Below are 18143 nucleotides of genomic sequence, written 5' to 3'. Positions count from 1 at the left end.
TCATTTTTCTTTTAAATGGGAAGTCATCAGCGGTAGTCGTACGGCAGGCGTGCACAGGGTCTGCTCATGCGGGACCCGCGAGGACAGAATTAATATCGGCGGAAGCGCAGACGAACTTTAGGCGTGCAGCTTCCGCATAGGCCATAGGTCCGATTGACTGCGCATCCACACATGGCACCCTTCGACAACGCCGTCCTTTGGCTCATCAAAGGGGAACCCGATGCGCGCCTGCCGATATGTGGTCCTTTGCGCTTTGCCATTCATGATCGTCGGCTGCAACACGCCGCCGATCCCGCCGGGCAAGCCGGTTGATATTCCGACCGCTCTCGAGCAGGTTCTCACGGGCCTATGCAACTTCAAGAAGGAACAGGCCGACCGCAAGCAGGATATGGGCGTCGCAATCGACTCGGTCACCGTGGAGCTCGACCTGACCGTCGACGGCGCAAGGAATCCCCCTGTCGCGGTGGCGCCGGATATCCAGTTCATTCCCACGGTGAGCTACGGGCAGATCATCACGGCGAACCGGGGCAGCCGGCTTACGCTCACCCTGAAAAACACCGGCACCCACGGCGGCTGCGACGTCATGACGTCGGCGAAGTAGCGGCTGTTCACTTTCTCTATAGGACCATCGGCCCATAGCCAGCCTATGCGGATGTGACATGATGGGAAGGCGCGGAACACTCGGCCCTGCCATCATGCGTATTGTTCATACGTTGCTGATCATCCTGGCTTTCGGGATGACTATTGCCGGCCGGCCGACAGGCTGCCTCGCGGCCCAGGGAACGCCTGCGCAAGCCGCGGCGTCACAGGCCGCGGCGGCTGCGCCAGCCAGTGCTCCATTGCCCCCCGCGGCTCCCACGCCCACCACCACGCGCCGCCTCAACCTGGCCATCCAGCCGAAGTTCGGCGATTTCGACGCCATGCTCGACCGCAGGCTGATCCGCGTGCTGGTGCCATACAGCAGGACGCTCTATTTCAACGAGCTCGGTCATGAGCGCGGGCTGACCGCCGGGCTCATGCGCGACTTCGAGCGCTACCTGAACAAGACGTACCGGAGCAGTCTCGGCAAGCGTCCCTTGACGCTCGTGATCATCCCGACGACGCGCGACCAGCTCATTCCCGCTCTGCTGGCCGGGAAGGGAGACATCGCCGCCGGCAATCTGACCGCCACCGAAACACGGCTCAAGCAGGTCGACTTCGTCGCGCCGCGCGACCGTACGCCGGTCCGGGAGCTGGTCGTCACCGGTCCGAAGTCGCCCGCGCTCACCAAGCTCGACGACCTGAGCGGCAAGACCGTGCACGTGCGCGCGAGCAGCAGCTACTTCGAGAGTCTGACCGCCCTGAACGCGCGCTTCAAAAAAGACGGCAAGCCGCCGATGAAGCTGGTCTTGCTGCCCGATGCGCTCGAGGACGAGGACGCCATGGAGATGCTCAATGTCGGGCTGGTCCAGATTCTCGTCGTCGACGACTGGAAGGCGAAATTCTGGGCGCAGGTGCTGCCGGGCATCGTGGTGCACGACGACATGGCCGTGCGTGACGCCGGCTATATCGGCTGGGCGATCCGCAAGCAGAGTCCGAAACTCCAGCAGGCCATCACCGACTTCTACGTTGGCTACGTGAAAAAGCAGAGTGTGGCGGAAGTGCGTTTGCAGCAGGAACTGCAGCGCGTCAAGCAGATCACCAGCAATACCGAGGATGCCGAACTGAAGCGCTTCAAGCAAACGGTCGGTCTGTTCGAAAAGTACGGCACGCAATATCACTTCGATCCCTTGATGCTCGCCGCGCAAGGGTTCCAGGAATCGCAGCTCGATCAGAGCGCCCGCAGCCACGTTGGCGCGATCGGCATCATGCAGCTCATGCCGGCGACCGGCAAGGAGCTGGCCGTCGGTGACATCCGCGTGACGGAATCGAACATCCACGCCGGCGCGAAATACCTGGGCCGCCTGATGTCCCGCTACTTCCCGGATGCGCACTTTTCCGACTCGGACCGCGCCCTGTTCGCGTTCGCGAGCTACAACGCGGGTCCGGCCCGGATCGCGAAGATGCGCAAGGAAGCGGCCGCCCGGGGGCTCTCGCCCGACAAGTGGTTCAACAATGTCGAGATCGTGGTTGGCGAGAAGATCGGGATCGAGACGACCACCTACGTGCGCAATATCTACAAGTACTACGCCGCCTACCGGCTCGTGCAGCAGGCGCAGGCGGCGCGTGAACGCGCCATCGGGCAGGTGCGCAAGCAGGGCTGAGGCAGGCCTACGCGTCAGGCGTCCAGTACCGCGAGATGAATCGCGCGACTTCATCCAGCGCATTGCGCGCGCCCGGCAACTCGTGGGGGGAGCGCTGGAAGACGTGGTGCAGTCCTTCGTAGATTTCCAGCTGGACCTCGTTGCCCTGCTCCGCCGCGGCCGCCGCGTAACGGCGCGCGTCGTCCAACAGCAGCTCGTCCGTGCCCACCTGGAGCGCGATGGGCGGCAGGCGCCCGGGAATGGCATGCAGCGGCGACGCGCGTCCATCCGCGGGATCGGCGGCACCAAGGTACGCCGCGGCGGCATTGGCGAGCACAGGCCGCGTCAGGACGGCATCCCGGGTCGCATCGCTGTGGAACGACGGCCCCGTCAACCCCAGATCGACCCACGGCGAGAAAGTGGCCACGCTCGCGACGTTCAACGTTCGCCGCTCCTCGACACCCAGAGCCGCCAGTGCAAGGCCCCCGCCTGCAGAGTCGCCAACCAGGGCGACTTCGCGTATGCCGCCGTGCGCCAGCCATCGCAGCGCGGCGAGCACGGCATCGTGCGCCGCGGGAAACGGATGCTCGGGCGCAAGCGGATAGTCGAGCACGAACGTGTCCACGCCGGCGCGCACCGCGATCTGGCTCGCGAACCCGCGATACCCCCAGGCAGACCCGAGCACAAAGGCCCCGCCGTGCAGGAACAGGATCGCGCGATGGGCAGGCGCGGCGCGCGGCCGAATCCACCACCCTCGCACGTCCGCGTTCGCCATGCGCTCCATGCCGACGCCCTCCGCCACCGGCGTCTGCGCGGTAATGGCGTCGTACGCCTCGCGCATCGTGCCATGGAATTCGTTGAAATGCCGTTGCGTGCGCTCGATCGAGGCCTTCGCCGCCTCGCGGTCGTCATCGCTGAGGCTGTGCCGCACTTCGATCAGGTTTGCGCGTTGTCCGATGCTCATCATGGCTCCGTCGTTGCGTGAATGCGTTGTCGATGGGCATGACGATATCGATTCCATTTACACCATGGAAGATGGCCAAATGGAATAGAATCCATTCCACTCAGGAAGTTTTGGAGAAGAAGCAATGGACCGGCTCGACGCGCTCAAGCTTTTCATTCGCATCGTCGAAAGCGGGAGTTTCGCCGCGGCGGCGCGCGACATCGGCGTGGGTCAGCCTGCAGTCAGCAAGCAGCTTGCGTCGCTCGAGCGCTATCTTGGCGCTCAGCTGGTGCGGCGCACCTCGCGCAGCATGACGCTCACCGAGACCGGTCAAACGGTCTACGAAGCGGGCTTGCGCATCATTGGCGACTTCACCGATCTCGAGTCCTCCGTCGGGCATGGCCAGCTGTCTCCGGGCGGGCTGATCCGCGTCACCGTGCCGCCAGTCTTTGGGCGGCTGTATGTCGTGCCGCACCTGCCGGCGTTTTTCTCCCGCTATCCGCAGGTGTCCGTGGACCTTTCCGCAACGGAGCGAATCGTCAATCTCGTCGAGGAAGGTTTCGATCTTTCGATCAAGATCGGACCGCTTGCCGACTCCTCGATGATTTCGAGGCATCTGGCCTCGAGTCCGGTCGTTGTCGTCGCAACGCCGCAATACCTCGAAAAGCACGGGCGCCCCGAACGGCCACACGAAATCGAACGGCATGCCTGTGTCGTTTTCGCGCCCCTGCACGAGCCGCGGCCATGGCGTTTCGGGAACGTCGAAGGATCGGGTCTGCAGGTTCCGTCCGGCAATTTCCGCACCGGCGACGCGGAGCAGATTCGCGCGGCCGTCCTGGCCCATATGGGCCTGGTTCAGGCGCCCGCCTGGCTTTTCGCCGCGGAGATGGCGAGCGGCGAGGTCGTCAGCGTGCTGGAGGATTTTGCGCCGCCGCCGTTGGCGGTCCATGGCGTGCATCCGTCGGGCAGGCGCCTGCCGAACAAGACTCGCGTGTTTCTCGACTTCGTTGCCGAAATGCTCGCGGCCGATCCGCGCCCGGCTTTCGTGGCGGTCTGATGGCTTTGCGTGGTCTTCGCGCGCCTGTGCGGAACGGTGCTTGCTGGGATGAGTGGGTCACTCATCAAGGAGAGCCAAAATGCCCGAGAAGAAAACGATCGAGCGTGCGCGCGCAGACAAGCGCGCGGGCAAATCCGCAAGCACCCAGGCCGGCGAATTCGTGAAAGAGGAATTCGATCGCGTGCGCGAGGGCCGGCATGGCGTGCGTTCGGCGAAGCAGGCCGTCGCGATCGGCCTTTCGAAGGCGCGGCGCGCCGGTGTGGACCTGAAACCGCCGGCGCCCGGCAAGACCAGCGAAGCAACGCGCAAGAAGGCCGCCAAGGATGCTGCGGCGGGCCACGGCGCGAAAACGGCCCGCGCGAGCAAGGAATCGACGGCCAAACGCTCGCGCACGACGACGCAAGTGCTCAAGGGCGAAAGCCGGGCGGGCGCGTCGCCACAAGCCGTGTCGAAGCAGGCGAAGAGCGCGGCTGCGCGCCGCCCGGCGGCAAGCCGCTCGGCGGCGGCGAAGAAGGCTGCGCAGACCAAGGGCGCAGCGGGCCGTTCCGCCGCGGCAAAAAAGGCAGCGAAGACACGCGCCGCACGTGCGCAACACACCCGCCACTAGCGGGGCGCGGGGTTATGAGACTATGTTCCTCATCGCCCCGCACGCGCATGCTGCACAACCGCCGATGTCCTCACCCGCTCTGCTGCTCGAACAGATCCTTCGCGACGTCCCACGCCGTTATCGCTTGCCGCTAGAGGCCGCGGCTTCGGCGCTGCCGCCTGGAGACGCCAATCCGGCGACGGCGCTGGCACGCGTCATCGAACAGGCGCGAGAAGCCATCGCGCATGGCCGAGCGCCGGACGCGACGCTGAAGCCGCGTTTCACCGACGCGCTCGCGGCCATGATCACCGAGGCCATGCACGCCGATTCCGGAGACCGCGCCTTTCAGGCGATGGTGCTGCGGCACCGCGCCCCGCAGGTGCGCGAATTTGCGTCGCTTTCGGCACAAGCCGATCAGGACCGCCGGCAGATCCATGCGGCCGTCAATGCGATTGCGCATCCAGCCAAACAGCAGCGCGCCCTGCAAGCCTGGCAGCGCGAAGCCCTTGCGCGGCTGCATGCGTCCGCGTCTCTGGCGCACCACGAGGCCCATTACTCGGGACTTCACGAAACGGTGCTAAACGTCCTCGCCATGCCGGAGCTTGCGAAGGGCTCGGACTTCGAGCCCGCGCTGGCGGATCTGCGGGACAGTCCGGCACTTGCGCGCTTGTGCCGGATCGAAGCCCTGGCGCCCGATCCACTTGTGCAGCAGTACGTATCATTGCTCGATGCATATGGTCCGCGGCCGGGTACGCCGGCGGCCGTGGCGCAAGGCCGGGCGTCGCAGCGGCGCGGCGCGGCTGTCGAAGCGCTAGCCGTACAGGCACTCGAAGCCCTGGCTCAACGTCTCAACGCAGCGCAGGAGCACTCGCACGCTTATCGTGTCGTGAGTTCGATGCGCGTTCCGGCCTCGATACCGGGCACGCACGAGCGCGCCAAAACGGAATGGGACGTGGTCCTGCTGGAGCGGCTGCACGCGAAGACCTTCGATATCGTGCCCGTGTGGAACGTGCGCCTGCTCGTCGAAGCGAAGGCATCGGTCGAGTCCGCGACGACCGACCTGCCGCGGCTCATGCGCGGGTTGCGCCTGCTCGCGCACGCCGAAGAAAACGTCGTCTATACGTTCGAGACCCAGCAGGGGCCGGTACGACTGCACGGCGCCTCGCTACGCGCACAAGGCATCGACGAGTCCGGCTTGCTGAACGCCGTACTCTATTGCTGCGATGCGCCCGCCAACGGCACTTCGCGAATGCTCAACGCCGCGAGCCGCATGCAGTTGTTGTCCGCACCGGCGAGCCTGGAATACGCCAGCACCCAGTGGGACGGGCAACATGCAGATCCGGAAATACTGGCTGCTGTCTGGCAGCACCTCACGCAATCGCCACGCTGGCATGCGGTGCTCGATCAGTATTCGATGCTGCGTCTCGTGCGCGAATTGATGGTCCACCCCGAAGACCTGATGGCCACGATTCGCGATGCAACGGGGTGTTCGCCGGGGTGTTCACAGTACACGGCGAACGAACGCCCTTGATGACGTGCGCGTGCGTGCGTTCGAGAGAGGCGCGCTGACGCCTCAATGCTCCGTGCTTGCGCGCGCCGCCGCGGGGCACGCCGGATCCTTGCCCCAATGCCCGTCGCAGACGCGCCAGCGGCAAAGCTGATCTTCGAAAAAGCCCTGTTCTCCGCACGCCTTGACTTGCTGCGCGAGCGTGAGCTTGCTTGCTGCCGACTTCGACGAGTGTGCGGATGCGTCCTTGCCATCGCCCGGCTTCGTGCGGGCAACGAGCACGGCTAGCAGGTCGACATCGGAATCGTCCTTCTGGCCGCCTGGACGCCCATCGTGCCGCTTCTTCGCCAGGGCTTCCGTCCTCGCGTTGCCTGCATGCGCGGCGCTTTTCGCTTCGTGGCGGGATTCTGCGCCCTTGGCCGGATGCTTGTGATTCGCGTCTACGGACGCGCTCGTCAGCGGCGCGGCGCCGCCTGCCGGCGCGCTCGCTCCGGCATCGCGCGCGCCATTGGCCAACGCACGCGAAAGCCGGCCGTCGTCGGGTACCGTTGCGGACGCAACGGCGTCGGGTCCGGGCTTCGCGTTGTCGGCGCTTTCGTCGTCGCTCACGATGGTGGCGGCGTGCGAAGCCGACGCCGTATCAGGCGCGCTCGCCGCGTTTGCAACGGCTGGCGCAGCGCCTGCGGGGGCAACTGTTGGGGTCACTGTCCCGGCAGCCGCCTGCGTCCCGGCGTTCGCCGGCGCGCTACGCTCGGCCACGTGCCAGGCGCCGAAACCGGCAGCGCTGATCAGAACCAGCGCGCCAATCAGCATCGGCGCGCGCGCGCGCCGGCCTGTGCCAGGCGGCGTGGCTGGCGGCACGACGCGGCCCTCGAGATTCGCGAGGATGCGCGAGCCGCCCGGCTGTGCGCCCGGCACGCTGGCAGGCGTGTCGGCGAGGAGGCTGGGGGCAGCCTTGGGGGTAGAGTTGTCCGGCGCACTCATTCACTGTCTCGTTGGAATCGTGCTCATTGTGCTCATTGAATTGAGCCTGTTTCACCGCAATAATACGGGGCGGCCCAACTTCGGGCAGCGCTGATTCTAAAATCAAGCATTACAAAAAACAATTGCCACTCCGCGGGTTCGCTTTTGGTCGCCATTGCTCTCGTCGCCTATTTTGCCATTGCCGTACCACTGGCCGCACTATTGCTGCTGCCCGCCGTACGTGCAGCGCTTTTCAGCACAATATTCGAATTGCATAATTTGATTATGCGCCGCGCTTCAGCGAGCGCCACTCACGCCCGGAGTCAGTTCTTTAAGTCGGCAAAAATTTCTCATTCGAGAATGGCCGATATGAAAAATATACTCATCAGGCGGCGCTTGCTGATTTTCATTACCGCAGGTATTCTTGCGACGCCGCCGCTCATTGCAATTACATTGCGCGGTCATCAGTTATTTCAATACGATGACACGCCCCGGGTGCCGGACGAAAAAATCGCTGCCTTGCTGAACGGCGAGCAGCTGGTTCCACCGCCGCCGCTGCCTCCCGAGGTATTCGCCACGAAGGAGGTCGAGCAGGTGCGGCCCGCGCTGCACGACGCAAGCCGCGACTGGAATCTGCTGGACGCCGATTTCCGCACGCGGCTATTGCTCGTCTACAAAATCATGCGCGAGCAATACGGTTATGAAATGGCACTACTGGAGGGTTACCGCAGCCCCGAGCGGCAAAACCGGCTCGCACAATTGGGCGGTAATGTGACAAACGCGGCAGCTTTCCAAAGCTATCACCAATATGGACTCGCGGCCGATAACGCATTTCTGCGTGACGGCAAGCTCGTCATTTCAGAAAAAGATCCCTGGGCGATGCGGGGTTATCAGTTATACGGCCAGGTGGCCGAGCAGGTTGGCCTGACCTGGGGCGGACGCTGGAAATTGATGGACCTGGGCCACGTCGAATATCACAAACCCGGCTTCGTTCTGGGGCGCGCGCCAGCAATTGTTAAATGAGGCGCAGCGGGAAAAAAATGGGGAGTTTATGGGGCGTTCATTCATTCTGCCGGGCGGCAAAACCTCTTGCTGCGTGACGACACCGCACACCACGACAAACAGCACCCAAGGCACCAGGACCTGAACGGCTTATGCAACGCTTCTTCAACGTGTTGACAAACACGCGCACGCTCTCTGTCGTCGGCGTGATCGCGCTCGCGGCCGCATTGTTCATCGCGGCCGATGCACTGCAAATGAGCCCCGTCTGGCCCGCCGCCGTGCTGGGCGCGCTGTTCGTGCTCTGGCTCGTGTTCTGGCTCTGGCGCCGCGCGCGCGTGCGGCGCGCGAACCGCAAGCTCGGCGACATGCTGGAGCAGCAGGCGCAGACCGACAACGCCGCGGCGCCGGCAGCCGCGCCCGCCAGGCAGGCGGAGCTGGACACGCTGCGCACGCGGCTCGTCGACGCCGTCAAGACCATCAAGACCTCGAAGATCGGCCAGCTCTCGGGCGGCTCGGCGCTGTATGAGTTGCCGTGGTACATCGTCATCGGCAATCCGGCGGCCGGCAAGAGCAGCGCCGTGCTGAACTCCGGCCTGCAGTTCCCTTTCGCCGACAAGCACGACGCCGTGGTGCACGGCATCGGCGGCACGCGCAACTGCGACTGGTTCTTCACGACCGAAGGCATCCTGCTCGACACGGCGGGCCGCTATTCGGTCCACGAGGAAGACCGCAGCGAATGGCTCGGCTTTCTCGGCCTCCTCAAGCGCCATCGTCCGAAAGCGCCGATCAACGGCATCATCGTCACAGCGAGCATCGCGGAACTCACGGGCAACCGCCCCGAGTTCGCCATCAACCTCGCGAAGAACCTGCGCCAGCGCGTGCAGGAACTGACCGAGAAGCTCGAAGTGTTCGCGCCCGTGTACGTGATGTTCACGAAGGCCGACCTGATTACCGGCTTCACCGAATTCTTCAGCAGCAACGACCGCCAGGAGTACGACCGCGTGTGGGGCGCCACCCTGCCCTACGAGCCGGACGAGAAGCGCGATATCGTCGCGCTGTTCGACGAGCGCTTCGAAGAGCTTTACGAAGGCCTCAAGGAAATCAGCATCGCGCAGATGTCGCTCAGCCGCGGCAAGCAGCTCTCGCCCGGGCAACTGAGCTTCCCGCTCGAATTTTCGGCGATCAAGCCGGCGTTGCGCGCGTTCCTTGCCACGCTGTTCGAGAACAACCCGTTCCAGTACAAGCCGATCTTCCGCGGCTTCTATTTCACGAGCGCGCTGCAGGAAGGCGAAACCAGCAGCGCCGCCGCGCAGCGCATTGCCAACCGCTTCGTGCTCTCCGCCGAAGGTCTGCCCAAGCCGCATAGCGCGTTTTCCAAAAACGGCTTCTTCCTGCGCGATCTGTTTTCGAAAGTGATCTTCGCGGACCGGCAAACGGTGAAGCAGTTCGCGAGCCCCGCCAAGACGCGTCTGCGCTATGCCACATTCTTCGGCTTCGTCGCGGTGCTCGCGCTCGCGCTGGGCGGCTGGACGTGGTCGACCATCGGCAACCAGCAGCTCGTGGCGAACGTGCAGGCCGACCTCGACAACGTCGAGCGCCTCCAGCAGAACCGCAACGACCTGCAGTCGCGCCTGCAGGCCATGGACATTCTCGAAGACCGCATCGAGCAGCTCGAGCAGTTCCGCCGCGACCGCCCGCTCGCCGTTTCGCTCGGACTCTACCAGGGCGACCGGCTCGAACAGCATCTGCTCGAGGAGTATTACAGCGGCGTACGGCAGATCATGCTGACGCCCGTCTCGCAGAATCTCGCCTCGTTCCTCAAGGACGTGGACGCGCATCCCGAACTGCTCGCGCCGATGTCGCATACGCCCGATTCGGGTGCGATCCCCGTCTCCGCGCACACGGCGATGGCGGGCAGCAGCCAGGGCGGCCTCTATAGCGCGGCCTCGCCCACGAGCGTCGAAGATGCCTACAACGCGCTCAAGACCTACCTGATGCTCTCCGACAAGCGTCACGTCGAGGCCGCGCACCTGACCGACCAGATCGCGCGCTTCTGGCGCGGCTGGCTCGAAACGAATCGCGGCAACATGCCTCGCGACGAGATGATCAAGAGCGCCGAGCGCATGATCACGTTCTACCTCGCACGCGTATCCGACGACGACTGGCCGATGATCGACGCGAACCTCGCACTCGTCGACCAGACGCGCGAAAACCTGCGCCACGTGGTGCGCGGCATGCCGGCGCGTCAGCGCGTGTACGAGGAGATCAAGGCGCGCGCCTCCACGCGCTTCGCGCCCATGACGGTGGCGCGCATCGTCGGCGATACGAATACCTCGCTGATTGCGGGCAGTTATGCGATTTCCGGCACCTTCACGCGCGAGGCGTGGTTCCAGTACGTGCAGCCCGCGATCCGCGACGCCGCGACGAAGGAACTGCAAGCGAAGGACTGGGTGCTCAACACCTCCGCGCAAGACGATCTCACGCTCGAAGGCAGCCCCGAGCAGATCCAGAAGGCGCTGGTGTCGATGTACAAGACCGAGTACGCGCAGAACTGGCAGAAGTTCATGCAGGGCATTGCCGTGCAGGACTTCGGCACGTTCGGCCAGGCCGTCGATGCGATGAATCGCCTGGGCGACCCGCAGGATTCGCCGATCCGCAAGATCCTCGAAACCGCGTACGACCAGACTTCGTGGGACAACCCGTCGCTCGCGAGCGTGAGCATCAAGCGCGCGGAAAGCGGCGTGACGGGCTGGGTCAAGCAGTGGTTCTCGCGCATGTCGGGCAACACTGCCACGGCCAATCTCGACCTCAACGGCAATCCGGTCGAGCCTTCGATGGGTCCGATCGGCCAGGCATTCGCGGGTCTGGGCCGCATGGTCGTGACGCACGACAACGCGTCGCTGCTCGGCGGCTACATGGATTCGCTCTCGAAGGTGCGCACGCGTCTGAACGTCATCAAGAATCAGGGCGACCCGGGACCGGGCGCACGTCAGCTCATGCAACAGACGCTGGACGGCAACGGCTCCGAACTTTCCGATTCGCTCAAGCTCGTCGACGAGCAGATGCTCACCGGCTTGACCGACGCGCAGAAGAAGGCCCTGCGTCCGCTGCTCGTGCGCCCGCTCATGCAGGCCTACGCCGTGGTGATCCAGCCCGCGAGCGTGGAAGTGAACAAGGTATGGAATGCACAGGTGTACCAACCGTTCCAGGCCTCGCTCGCGAACAAGTACCCGTTTGCGGGCAGCGCGAAGATCGAGGCCGGCGCAAGCGAAATCGCCCAGATGTTCGGGCCGGAGGGTGCGATCTCGAAGTTCGTCGGCACGACGCTCGGACCGCTCGCCGTGCGCCGCGGCGACACGCTCTCCGCACGCACCTGGGGCGACATGGGCCTCACGCTCACGCCCGACTTCACGAACGGCTTCGCGCGCTGGGTGGCGCCGCTCGCGGGCGGCGCGGCGGGCGCGGGACAAGGATCGTCCGAACCGCAGACCGTGTTCCAGATCCTGCCGCAGCCTTCGAGCGGCACGACCGAGTACACGATTGCGATCGACGGCCAGCAAATGCGCTACCGCAACACGCCGCCGCAGTGGACGAACTTCGTCTGGCCCAATCCGCAGGGCGCGCCGGGCGCGACGCTCTCGGCCACCACATTCGACGGTCGCACGATCCAGTTCGTCAACGAGCCGGGACGTTACGGCCTGGAGAAGCTCATCAACTCGGCACAGCGCACGCGCCATCCGGACGGCACGTTCGACCTTTCGTGGACGCAAGGCAGCGTGACCGTGTCGGTGAGCATGCGCATCGTCAGCACCTCGCAGCCCACGGCTGCGAGCAGTAACGCGCCGCAGCAGCAAGGCTTGAGCGGCGTGCAGCTGCCCTCTTCGATTGCAAGCGTCGGGACAATGAACAGTGCGGCTGCCAACCCTGCGGCCGGCGCGAGTGCGTCGCCCGCCGCCGTGGCTGCCGTGACAACATCGGCGGCCCCCACTCAGACAGGAGGAACCGCGCAATGACGCAGTCCGTTCAGGCGCAGATCGCGTACTTCGGCAAGATTCCGTCGCGCGGCGACTTCGTCAAGAGTGCGCACAATCCGCAGTTGCTACAGACACTGGACCGCTGGATCGCACAGGCGATGGAACTGCTCGCCGACGACCCGCGCTGGAAGATCGTCTATGCCGAAGCGCAGCCCATGCACTTCGCGTTTCTCGGCTCGCAGAGCAAACTCGCGATCGCCGGGCACATGGTGGCGAGCCAGGACCAGTCGTCGCGGCGCTTTCCGTTTCTCGCCGCCACCGCGCTCGAAGTCGAGCAGCCGCTCGCCTTTCTCGCGCGCAGCCCGCTCGCCTTCGCGCGGCTTTGGTCGCGCGCCGCGCAGCAGATGCAGCCGCTCCTTGGCACGAGCGAACCGGCGGGCGCGCTGCACGCGCTCGGCGAAACCCAGGTGCCCGTGGATGTGGGCGGCGTGGGCAACCCGCACGACGGCACCTTCAACGACTTCGTCGAACACCAGACGCTCGAAGGCCTCGAGCGGATGCTGCTCGCGAGCGGCCACCCCGTGCGCCTGCGCGGCGCGATGCTCGCGCTGGGCTCGCTGCTGCGGCCCGTGATGACGAGCGGCTCCTCGCATCTGGAGCGCGGCCTCACGCTGCCGCTGCCGGTCGACCCGTTCTACCGCAGCCTCGTGGCCGCATTCTGGCTGGAGCTGATCGCGCCGTTCGTTTCGAAGGCGGACTTCGAGCTCGCTATCTTCATCGGCACCATCGCGCAGCGCGAGCGGCTCATCGTCGGCTTCAACGGCGCCTCGGCCCGAACCCTGCACAGCGTGGTCGATCCGCAAACCTACGCCGCCCACAACATCGATATCGACGATCCCGAATGGATCGACGGTCACGCACAAAGCGACCATGGCATCAGCAAACTCGTCAGCTACCTCGATCAGCCGCAACTGTCGCTGCGTCTTGCGATCGATACGTTCCAGGAAGCGTTCGTTGGGGAGGCTGGGCATGCGCGGCGCGGATAAACGGGCGCGGATTCCTGTGCGTACTGCGGTGGTTGCGGCGCTCGCGGCTGGCGTGTTCGGGTTCGCTGGCGCGAACGCGTGGGCTGACGATGCGAGCCCTGCTCGCGTCACGCCCGTGAACAACAGCGGCGCGCAGGTCAGCACGACTGAGCTTCCTGCGGCGAACCCGACGGCCTCTACTGCTGCCACTGTGCCTCGCTCGACCGCCACGTCAACGCCAGCGCCCGTCGATACGGTGCCCGGTCAGGTCGTGGCAGGCGGCAAGGTACCCGACGAAGCCACGCATGCGGCCGTGCTCGCTCGCCTGCGCGAAACCTATGGCGCGGCGAACGTCGTGGATCAGATCGAAGTGGGCGACGTTGCGACGCCGCCCAACTGGTCGGACAACGTGCAGAAGCTGCTCAACGCGCAGCTCAAGCAGATCCACAAAGGACAGCTGAAGATCGACGGCACGCAAATAGACGTGCGCGGCGAGGTGGGCAACGAGGCCGCGCGCCAGCAGATCGCGAGCGACATGGCCACCGCGCTCAATCCGACCTATACGATTCGCAATGGGTTGCGTGTGAGCGCATCCGAGCAGGGCCTGCTAGATCAGACGCTCGCGAATCGCACGATCGAGTTCGAAACGGGCAGCGCGACGCTCACGCCACAAGGCCGCGCGATTCTCGATCAGATGGCGGCCGTGCTTGTGAAGATGAATACGCGCACGGTGGCGATCATTGGGCATACGGACAACGCGGGCAATCGCACTTCGAATATTGCGCTGAGCCAGGCGCGTGCCGATGCTGTTAAGGGCTATCTCGTCGGCAAGGGGATCTCGCCGCAACAGATGACGGCGACGGGTGTGGGTCCTGATCAGCCGATTGCGTCGAACGATACGAGTGATGGGCGGGCAAGGAATCGGCGGATTGAGTTTCGGGCGGGGTTGTAGGGGGCCGGTCCTCGGGCCGATCATCGCAAGCACAAATCGCTTCAGGCGGAAAGCGTTCCCGTGGTTTGCGATGCCACGAGCTTCGGCTGGGGTTGACAGTGGCACTGACACAGGTCGCCTTCGAGAGCGACCTGTTTCCCCATTACCGTCAGCGTGTGCGGAGTTCCATCTGACACGATGACACCTTGGGTGTTGCAGGTGTGGCACATGACGGGCGCTCCGATATAGGTCATCGGTCTCCCGGAGAACGAGGACCCCTCGATGCCTTCCATCACGACGCCGTTGTGATCGGTCTTGTCGTCTTTCAGTATGAATTTGCGAGTCATATCTGCTCCCTGAGATTTTTCTCTGATCCGACTTTGGTGGCGCTTGCCACGAATGTGCCGGGCTTCTGCGACTCCTGTATTGCCTCAGGCCAGACCGGCTCCCTGCATGTTTTCCAGCTGAGCCATGCACACACAGACTGGAGATAGCCCAATGGAGCCGTCCTCTTGACCATGTCGCCATTTCCCTGATCAATCAGAATCTTGTCATCGCAGGTGGCGATCCAGCGAGCGGCAGCAAAAGAGGTCGTTGTGGGCAGAAATTCGTCAACCACAACGGCTGTAGGACCGCCTTCCATATATCGGCGGATGAATTCAAGGCGCTCCCTGAGACGCTCAATCGTGGCCGCGCCCGCCTCAGTGGTCTCATCGTCAAATGACAATAGGCGCGGGCCGATGGAGAACGATTGAACGACGTTAGAGCGTTCGTCGAGAACATGGCAGCGCAAGACGTATGGTATTGCGCGCACGATGGCGTCGCGGGGTCGTTTCTCAATGAAGAAGTGAGCCTTTTCCCATGCGACGGAGATGACTTCCCTGGAGCCCGCTCCACGGTACGCGTGGACCATTCGGGTTTGCCGGTAAAAGCGCACGGGTCTTCGGGTCCACGTAAAATTCTCGAGGTGCAGCAACCAAAGAATGAACGCCAGAAGTGCGAGGGAAAATACTGAAAAACAGGCGACAAAGGCGTAGGCGAATACAAGCTCACCGCCGTGTACACCGCGCGGCGGCGTCGTGAATGCAAAGATGCAGAAGTGAACGAGCAAGAAAGCTCCCGCTAACAGCCACGGCCCACCCCACGTAATCACGCCCCGTTCGAGGAACATCACATCACTCATCTCGAGAAAGATGTCATTTATGTCGAACACAGAGTGTCCCGGGCGTGCACCTTTGCTCGCTGGGGCATCCACCTTGAGATGTTGATTCTTCTCCCAGTCGGATAGCGGCCGCCGAAGCTTAATCCAAATGTTTCCGTCGAATGCCATGCAAACCTCACAATGCGTTGTACGCGTGTTGCTCTTCCTGAAGAGACTGATACTTTTCTTTGCTTTTGCCAAAGTAGCTGCGGCCAAGAAATTCTAACAATTCCCGCTCCTTCAGAAAGTAGATTATCAGCCCTACCGCCAAAAGCAGTAGCCCAAGGGGAAGCACCCAGCTTGTGGCAATGTTGGCCAACGCAAGAACGCCGAGGACAACCCCTACCCCGGCCGATATGGTGTAAGCGACAGCAAGCCCAATATGACCGGCCTCCCATTGCTCCTTCGCATTCTGGTAATCATAGTACGCGCCGATAAACGCAGCTGGGGCCGCAAGCATTCGCCCCAAGAATGATGATCTTTTAATCCATTCCGCCGAGACATACGGCTTCAACCTCGCCGGAATCAAAGCCTTGTTCTTCTCAAGTTTCTCGAGTACTTTACTCGCCGTCATTGCGATGGAACCCACAAACGCCGCGCCAGAAGCGATGAATTTTGAGAGAGTTTCCGTACTGTTGAAGTGCGTCGAATTTTGATAGTCCTTGTAGGACAGGAAGATATTAACAAACGCGAAAACAGCACCGATGCTTGTTACCGAGGGTTCTCCTTCCATCACTTTTCGGAACGACGGAATGAATTTCGTTTCCACGACTTCGTCTGTAAGAATCACCTTGTTGGCCGGATTTATAATTTTCTGGGCAGCATTTTGTGCACTTGTCGCGACCGTGCTCTGGAGGTTCTCCTTGTCCACAACAATGTATTGCGGAACCGTCGTCACCTTGCCTTCCGGTGTTTTCGTCGTAAACTGCTTGTAAAATGCTGCATTGAACTCTTTCTTGCTCGGTCGCTTATCCGCTGGGGTGAGTTCCCACATTTGGCGCGCGAGATACTTGATTCTCTGCGCCGGGGTACCTTCTGTCGGTTGGTGAAGGATAACCTTGCCGCTGCGGGCACTCATCGAAAGAATCAAGGTTTTGGCGGCAAGACTATCCACTTCATCTGCTACGACTTTGGCAATGGGGGCGCCCAGCTCGTAGATGAGCTTTGCGCCGGACTTGTAGAAGTTCGTGAAAAGCGATGGATAGGTCTTCTCCATCGTCACCTGCGCCGCTTGAAACCATGCTTCGATAGCTTTGGCGCAGGTTTCCCGCAGTTCAATGTACCGGTAATTGCCTGCAGCCTGAAGCCTGTCGCCATTCTGTTTCTGATTCAGTGTCAAGGCCCGCAGCGCAAGATTGCGCTTGTCATCGACTTCGCCCTTGAGCCAGGCTGTCATCAGATCGTAAGACTCCCGACGCGCGCAGGCTCCCGTAATGCAGCTGGTAAATATGCTTTCATAGACCATGCCGCTCGGATAGTGGCTCTCATCGTAGTCGTACTGAAAGACGTGGGCCAGATTCGGAGAGCCGAGCCAAGCCGTGTAGTCCTGCGACAGCGGCAACCATGCATGCTGCTGTGCCTTGTCGTAGTTCTCATGCATCTTGTTCAGGTATTCCTTCGCAGCCGTGTCACTCACGGACTCCTTGTACTTCTCCCACGCGTCCTCCTTGACCTTGCCAAGTCCAGCCGCGTCCGATGCTCGCATCTGGTTGATCGTCTTGTCCGCCTGGGCGCCGCCATCGAATAGCGATCTGATCGCGAACGCCGACGCCACCTGCCCTTCGGCCATATCCTCCGCTCGTTGATCGTCTTCAACCGCGCCCTTTTCAACTGCTTCCTTGAAGTTCAGGACCATGCTCGCAGACCATTCACCCCACTCATGGTCGGCTGCTATGAATCCATAGGCAGCGTGATTTTCAATGTTGAGTTCCTGTGTGATACCGATGGGGTCCCATAGGGCAAAAACCGCCCCCTTGTCTGGGGCGATATGATCCATGGCCGTACTTAGCGCATCCTTTTCCCCGGAGCGGTCTTTATAGGGAAAGGGCGAAGCAAAGAACGCCTTTTCCGCCCCACCCTTGTATTCAGCGACGTGCTGATGAACATCCTTATGCGAAGCAGCGTGTGGCGCATGGCCCGGCTTCGCGTGCCATGCAGACGCGTTGAAAGCCTGCATACGCTTGCTGCGGCAGCCGTCAGAATCATGTGCATAGGCATCGCGCACCGCTTTCGTCCATTCAACATCACTGAACGCCATGTAGACGGTGCCCGCCTTATCAGGGCTTTCGATCGTGATGCATTGCGCCAGTTCCGGGTGTCCTGTCTGTGTACAGGAAAAAGGCTTCTCGGTCGAGCGGTCGAGACCGCCCTCAATGGGGTACTCGTAGCAGTTGCCTTCCCTGGTTACCGCAAAGCACTTCCACACGGACTTTTTCGGGTAGAAGATGTAGATGAACCCATAGCGCATAGAGCGCAACGTGTACTGCGCGTTGCGAGAGGCAATATTCTTGACGTGCGCCCCAAAACTGCCGCTCACTACGGGGACACCCTCAAGGCCGTGCATGTCATGGGTTCCCACAGCCGAATACCGGACGGGCAGAATCGGCAAGCCTTTCTTCTGGCACATGTTGCATTGAGCCGCAGGAGCGCCTGCTGCTGCTGCAGACTTCGTAATAGCACTGACACTCGGCATACTGGCTTCAGCCATACGACCCCCTAAAAACAAGTTGTCT

General features: G+C 62.7%; 14 protein-coding genes. 9 read left to right on the top strand and 5 right to left on the bottom strand.

Annotated elements, in window-relative coordinates; genetic code table 11:
- Positions 1–220 precede the first annotated feature (220 nt).
- Positions 221–601, top strand: coding sequence for a hypothetical protein (locus AB4Y35_RS33115; RefSeq protein WP_342924667.1), 381 nt, complete (start codon positions 221–223; stop codon positions 599–601).
- 94 nt (positions 602–695) lie between these two features.
- Positions 696–2243 (top strand): transporter substrate-binding domain-containing protein, encoded by a 1548-nt coding sequence (locus tag AB4Y35_RS33110; RefSeq protein ID WP_368707744.1) that lies wholly within the window; start codon positions 696–698, stop codon positions 2241–2243.
- A 7-nt stretch (positions 2244–2250) separates the two neighbouring features.
- Here the strand turns inward: AB4Y35_RS33110 and AB4Y35_RS33105 are convergent, their stop codons facing one another.
- Entirely contained in the window at positions 2251–3189 is a 939-nt protein-coding gene (locus tag AB4Y35_RS33105; RefSeq protein ID WP_368707743.1) for an alpha/beta fold hydrolase, read from the bottom strand.
- 121 nt (positions 3190–3310) lie between these two features.
- Between AB4Y35_RS33105 and AB4Y35_RS33100 the strand changes: the two genes are divergently transcribed.
- The 3 genes from AB4Y35_RS33100 (at position 3311) to AB4Y35_RS33090 (ending at position 6339) form a co-directional block, all read left to right on the top strand.
- Complete coding sequence (locus AB4Y35_RS33100) at positions 3311–4222, top strand: LysR substrate-binding domain-containing protein (RefSeq protein WP_368707742.1); 912 nt, start codon at positions 3311–3313, stop codon at positions 4220–4222.
- 79 nt (positions 4223–4301) lie between these two features.
- Positions 4302–4829 carry a DUF6496 domain-containing protein gene (locus AB4Y35_RS33095; RefSeq protein WP_368707741.1) on the top strand — a complete coding sequence of 176 codons (528 nt, stop codon included), beginning with the start codon at positions 4302–4304 and terminating at the stop codon, positions 4827–4829.
- 64 nt (positions 4830–4893) lie between these two features.
- Positions 4894–6339 (top strand): 3-deoxy-D-arabino-heptulosonate 7-phosphate synthase, encoded by a 1446-nt coding sequence (locus AB4Y35_RS33090; RefSeq protein ID WP_368707740.1) that lies wholly within the window; start codon positions 4894–4896, stop codon positions 6337–6339.
- 42 nt (positions 6340–6381) lie between these two features.
- Here the strand turns inward: AB4Y35_RS33090 and AB4Y35_RS33085 are convergent, their stop codons facing one another.
- Complete coding sequence (locus tag AB4Y35_RS33085) at positions 6382–7299, bottom strand: hypothetical protein (RefSeq protein ID WP_368707739.1); 918 nt, start codon at positions 7297–7299, stop codon at positions 6382–6384.
- Positions 7300–7443: 144 nt separating this feature from the next.
- Here AB4Y35_RS33085 and AB4Y35_RS33080 point away from each other — a divergent pair, with 144 nt between their 5' ends.
- From AB4Y35_RS33080 to AB4Y35_RS33065, 4 genes are all read left to right on the top strand, one after another.
- The gene (locus AB4Y35_RS33080; protein WP_368707738.1) at positions 7444–8301 is read left to right on the top strand and encodes a M15 family metallopeptidase; all 858 of its coding nucleotides are present in this window, start codon (positions 7444–7446) and stop codon (positions 8299–8301) included.
- A 131-nt stretch (positions 8302–8432) separates the two neighbouring features.
- The gene (gene tssM / locus AB4Y35_RS33075; protein ID WP_368707737.1) at positions 8433–12293 is read left to right on the top strand and encodes a type VI secretion system membrane subunit TssM; all 3861 of its coding nucleotides are present in this window, start codon (positions 8433–8435) and stop codon (positions 12291–12293) included.
- Positions 12290–13300: a type VI secretion system-associated protein TagF gene (gene tagF / locus AB4Y35_RS33070; protein WP_342948813.1), complete on the top strand. Its 1011-nt coding sequence runs from the start codon at positions 12290–12292 to the stop codon at positions 13298–13300. Before tssM ends, tagF begins: the two co-directional genes overlap by 4 nt.
- A complete protein-coding gene (locus AB4Y35_RS33065; protein WP_368707736.1) occupies positions 13284–14231 on the top strand; it encodes an OmpA family protein in 948 nt (315 codons plus the stop codon). Before tagF ends, AB4Y35_RS33065 begins: the two co-directional genes overlap by 17 nt.
- A 41-nt stretch (positions 14232–14272) precedes the next feature.
- On the opposite strand, the gene AB4Y35_RS33060 is transcribed toward AB4Y35_RS33065, so the two are convergent.
- From AB4Y35_RS33060 to AB4Y35_RS33050, 3 genes are read right to left on the bottom strand one after another with little or no spacing between them, the layout of a single operon-like run.
- Positions 14273–14557, bottom strand: coding sequence for a PAAR domain-containing protein (locus AB4Y35_RS33060; protein ID WP_368707735.1), 285 nt, complete (start codon positions 14555–14557; stop codon positions 14273–14275).
- Entirely contained in the window at positions 14554–15540 is a 987-nt protein-coding gene (locus AB4Y35_RS33055) for a DUF6708 domain-containing protein (protein WP_368707734.1), read from the bottom strand. The genes AB4Y35_RS33060 and AB4Y35_RS33055 overlap by 4 nt, the downstream gene beginning before the upstream one ends.
- A gap of 7 nt (positions 15541–15547) precedes the next feature.
- A complete protein-coding gene (locus AB4Y35_RS33050) occupies positions 15548–18118 on the bottom strand; it encodes a T6SS effector BTH_I2691 family protein (RefSeq protein WP_368707733.1) in 2571 nt (856 codons plus the stop codon).
- Between the last annotated feature and the right edge of the window lie 25 nt (positions 18119–18143).

The sequence above is a fragment of the Paraburkholderia sp. EG286A genome (assembly GCF_040965375.1).
Taxonomy (GTDB): Bacteria; Pseudomonadota; Gammaproteobacteria; order Burkholderiales; family Burkholderiaceae; genus Paraburkholderia.
Note: the sequence above shows the minus strand (reverse complement) of the source record. Positions and strands in the feature narration are given on the sequence as shown.

Excerpts from the sequence above, each read along its gene's own strand:
- AB4Y35_RS33115 (WP_342924667.1), top strand. The coding sequence starts at position 221 with ATGCGCGCCTGCCGATATGTGGTCCTTTGCGCTTTGCCATTCATGATC.
- AB4Y35_RS33110 (WP_368707744.1), top strand. The coding sequence starts at position 696 with ATGCGTATTGTTCATACGTTGCTGATCATCCTGGCTTTCGGGATGACT.
- AB4Y35_RS33105 (WP_368707743.1), bottom strand. The coding sequence starts at position 3,189 with ATGATGAGCATCGGACAACGCGCAAACCTGATCGAAGTGCGGCACAGC.
- AB4Y35_RS33100 (WP_368707742.1), top strand. The coding sequence starts at position 3,311 with ATGGACCGGCTCGACGCGCTCAAGCTTTTCATTCGCATCGTCGAAAGC.
- AB4Y35_RS33095 (WP_368707741.1), top strand. The coding sequence starts at position 4,302 with ATGCCCGAGAAGAAAACGATCGAGCGTGCGCGCGCAGACAAGCGCGCG.
- AB4Y35_RS33090 (WP_368707740.1), top strand. The coding sequence starts at position 4,894 with ATGTCCTCACCCGCTCTGCTGCTCGAACAGATCCTTCGCGACGTCCCA.
- AB4Y35_RS33085 (WP_368707739.1), bottom strand. The coding sequence starts at position 7,299 with ATGAGTGCGCCGGACAACTCTACCCCCAAGGCTGCCCCCAGCCTCCTC.
- tssM (WP_368707737.1), top strand. The coding sequence starts at position 8,433 with ATGCAACGCTTCTTCAACGTGTTGACAAACACGCGCACGCTCTCTGTC.
- tagF (WP_342948813.1), top strand. The coding sequence starts at position 12,290 with ATGACGCAGTCCGTTCAGGCGCAGATCGCGTACTTCGGCAAGATTCCG.
- AB4Y35_RS33065 (WP_368707736.1), top strand. The coding sequence starts at position 13,284 with ATGCGCGGCGCGGATAAACGGGCGCGGATTCCTGTGCGTACTGCGGTG.
- AB4Y35_RS33060 (WP_368707735.1), bottom strand. The coding sequence starts at position 14,557 with ATGACTCGCAAATTCATACTGAAAGACGACAAGACCGATCACAACGGC.
- AB4Y35_RS33055 (WP_368707734.1), bottom strand. The coding sequence starts at position 15,540 with ATGGCATTCGACGGAAACATTTGGATTAAGCTTCGGCGGCCGCTATCC.
- AB4Y35_RS33050 (WP_368707733.1), bottom strand. The coding sequence starts at position 18,118 with ATGGCTGAAGCCAGTATGCCGAGTGTCAGTGCTATTACGAAGTCTGCA.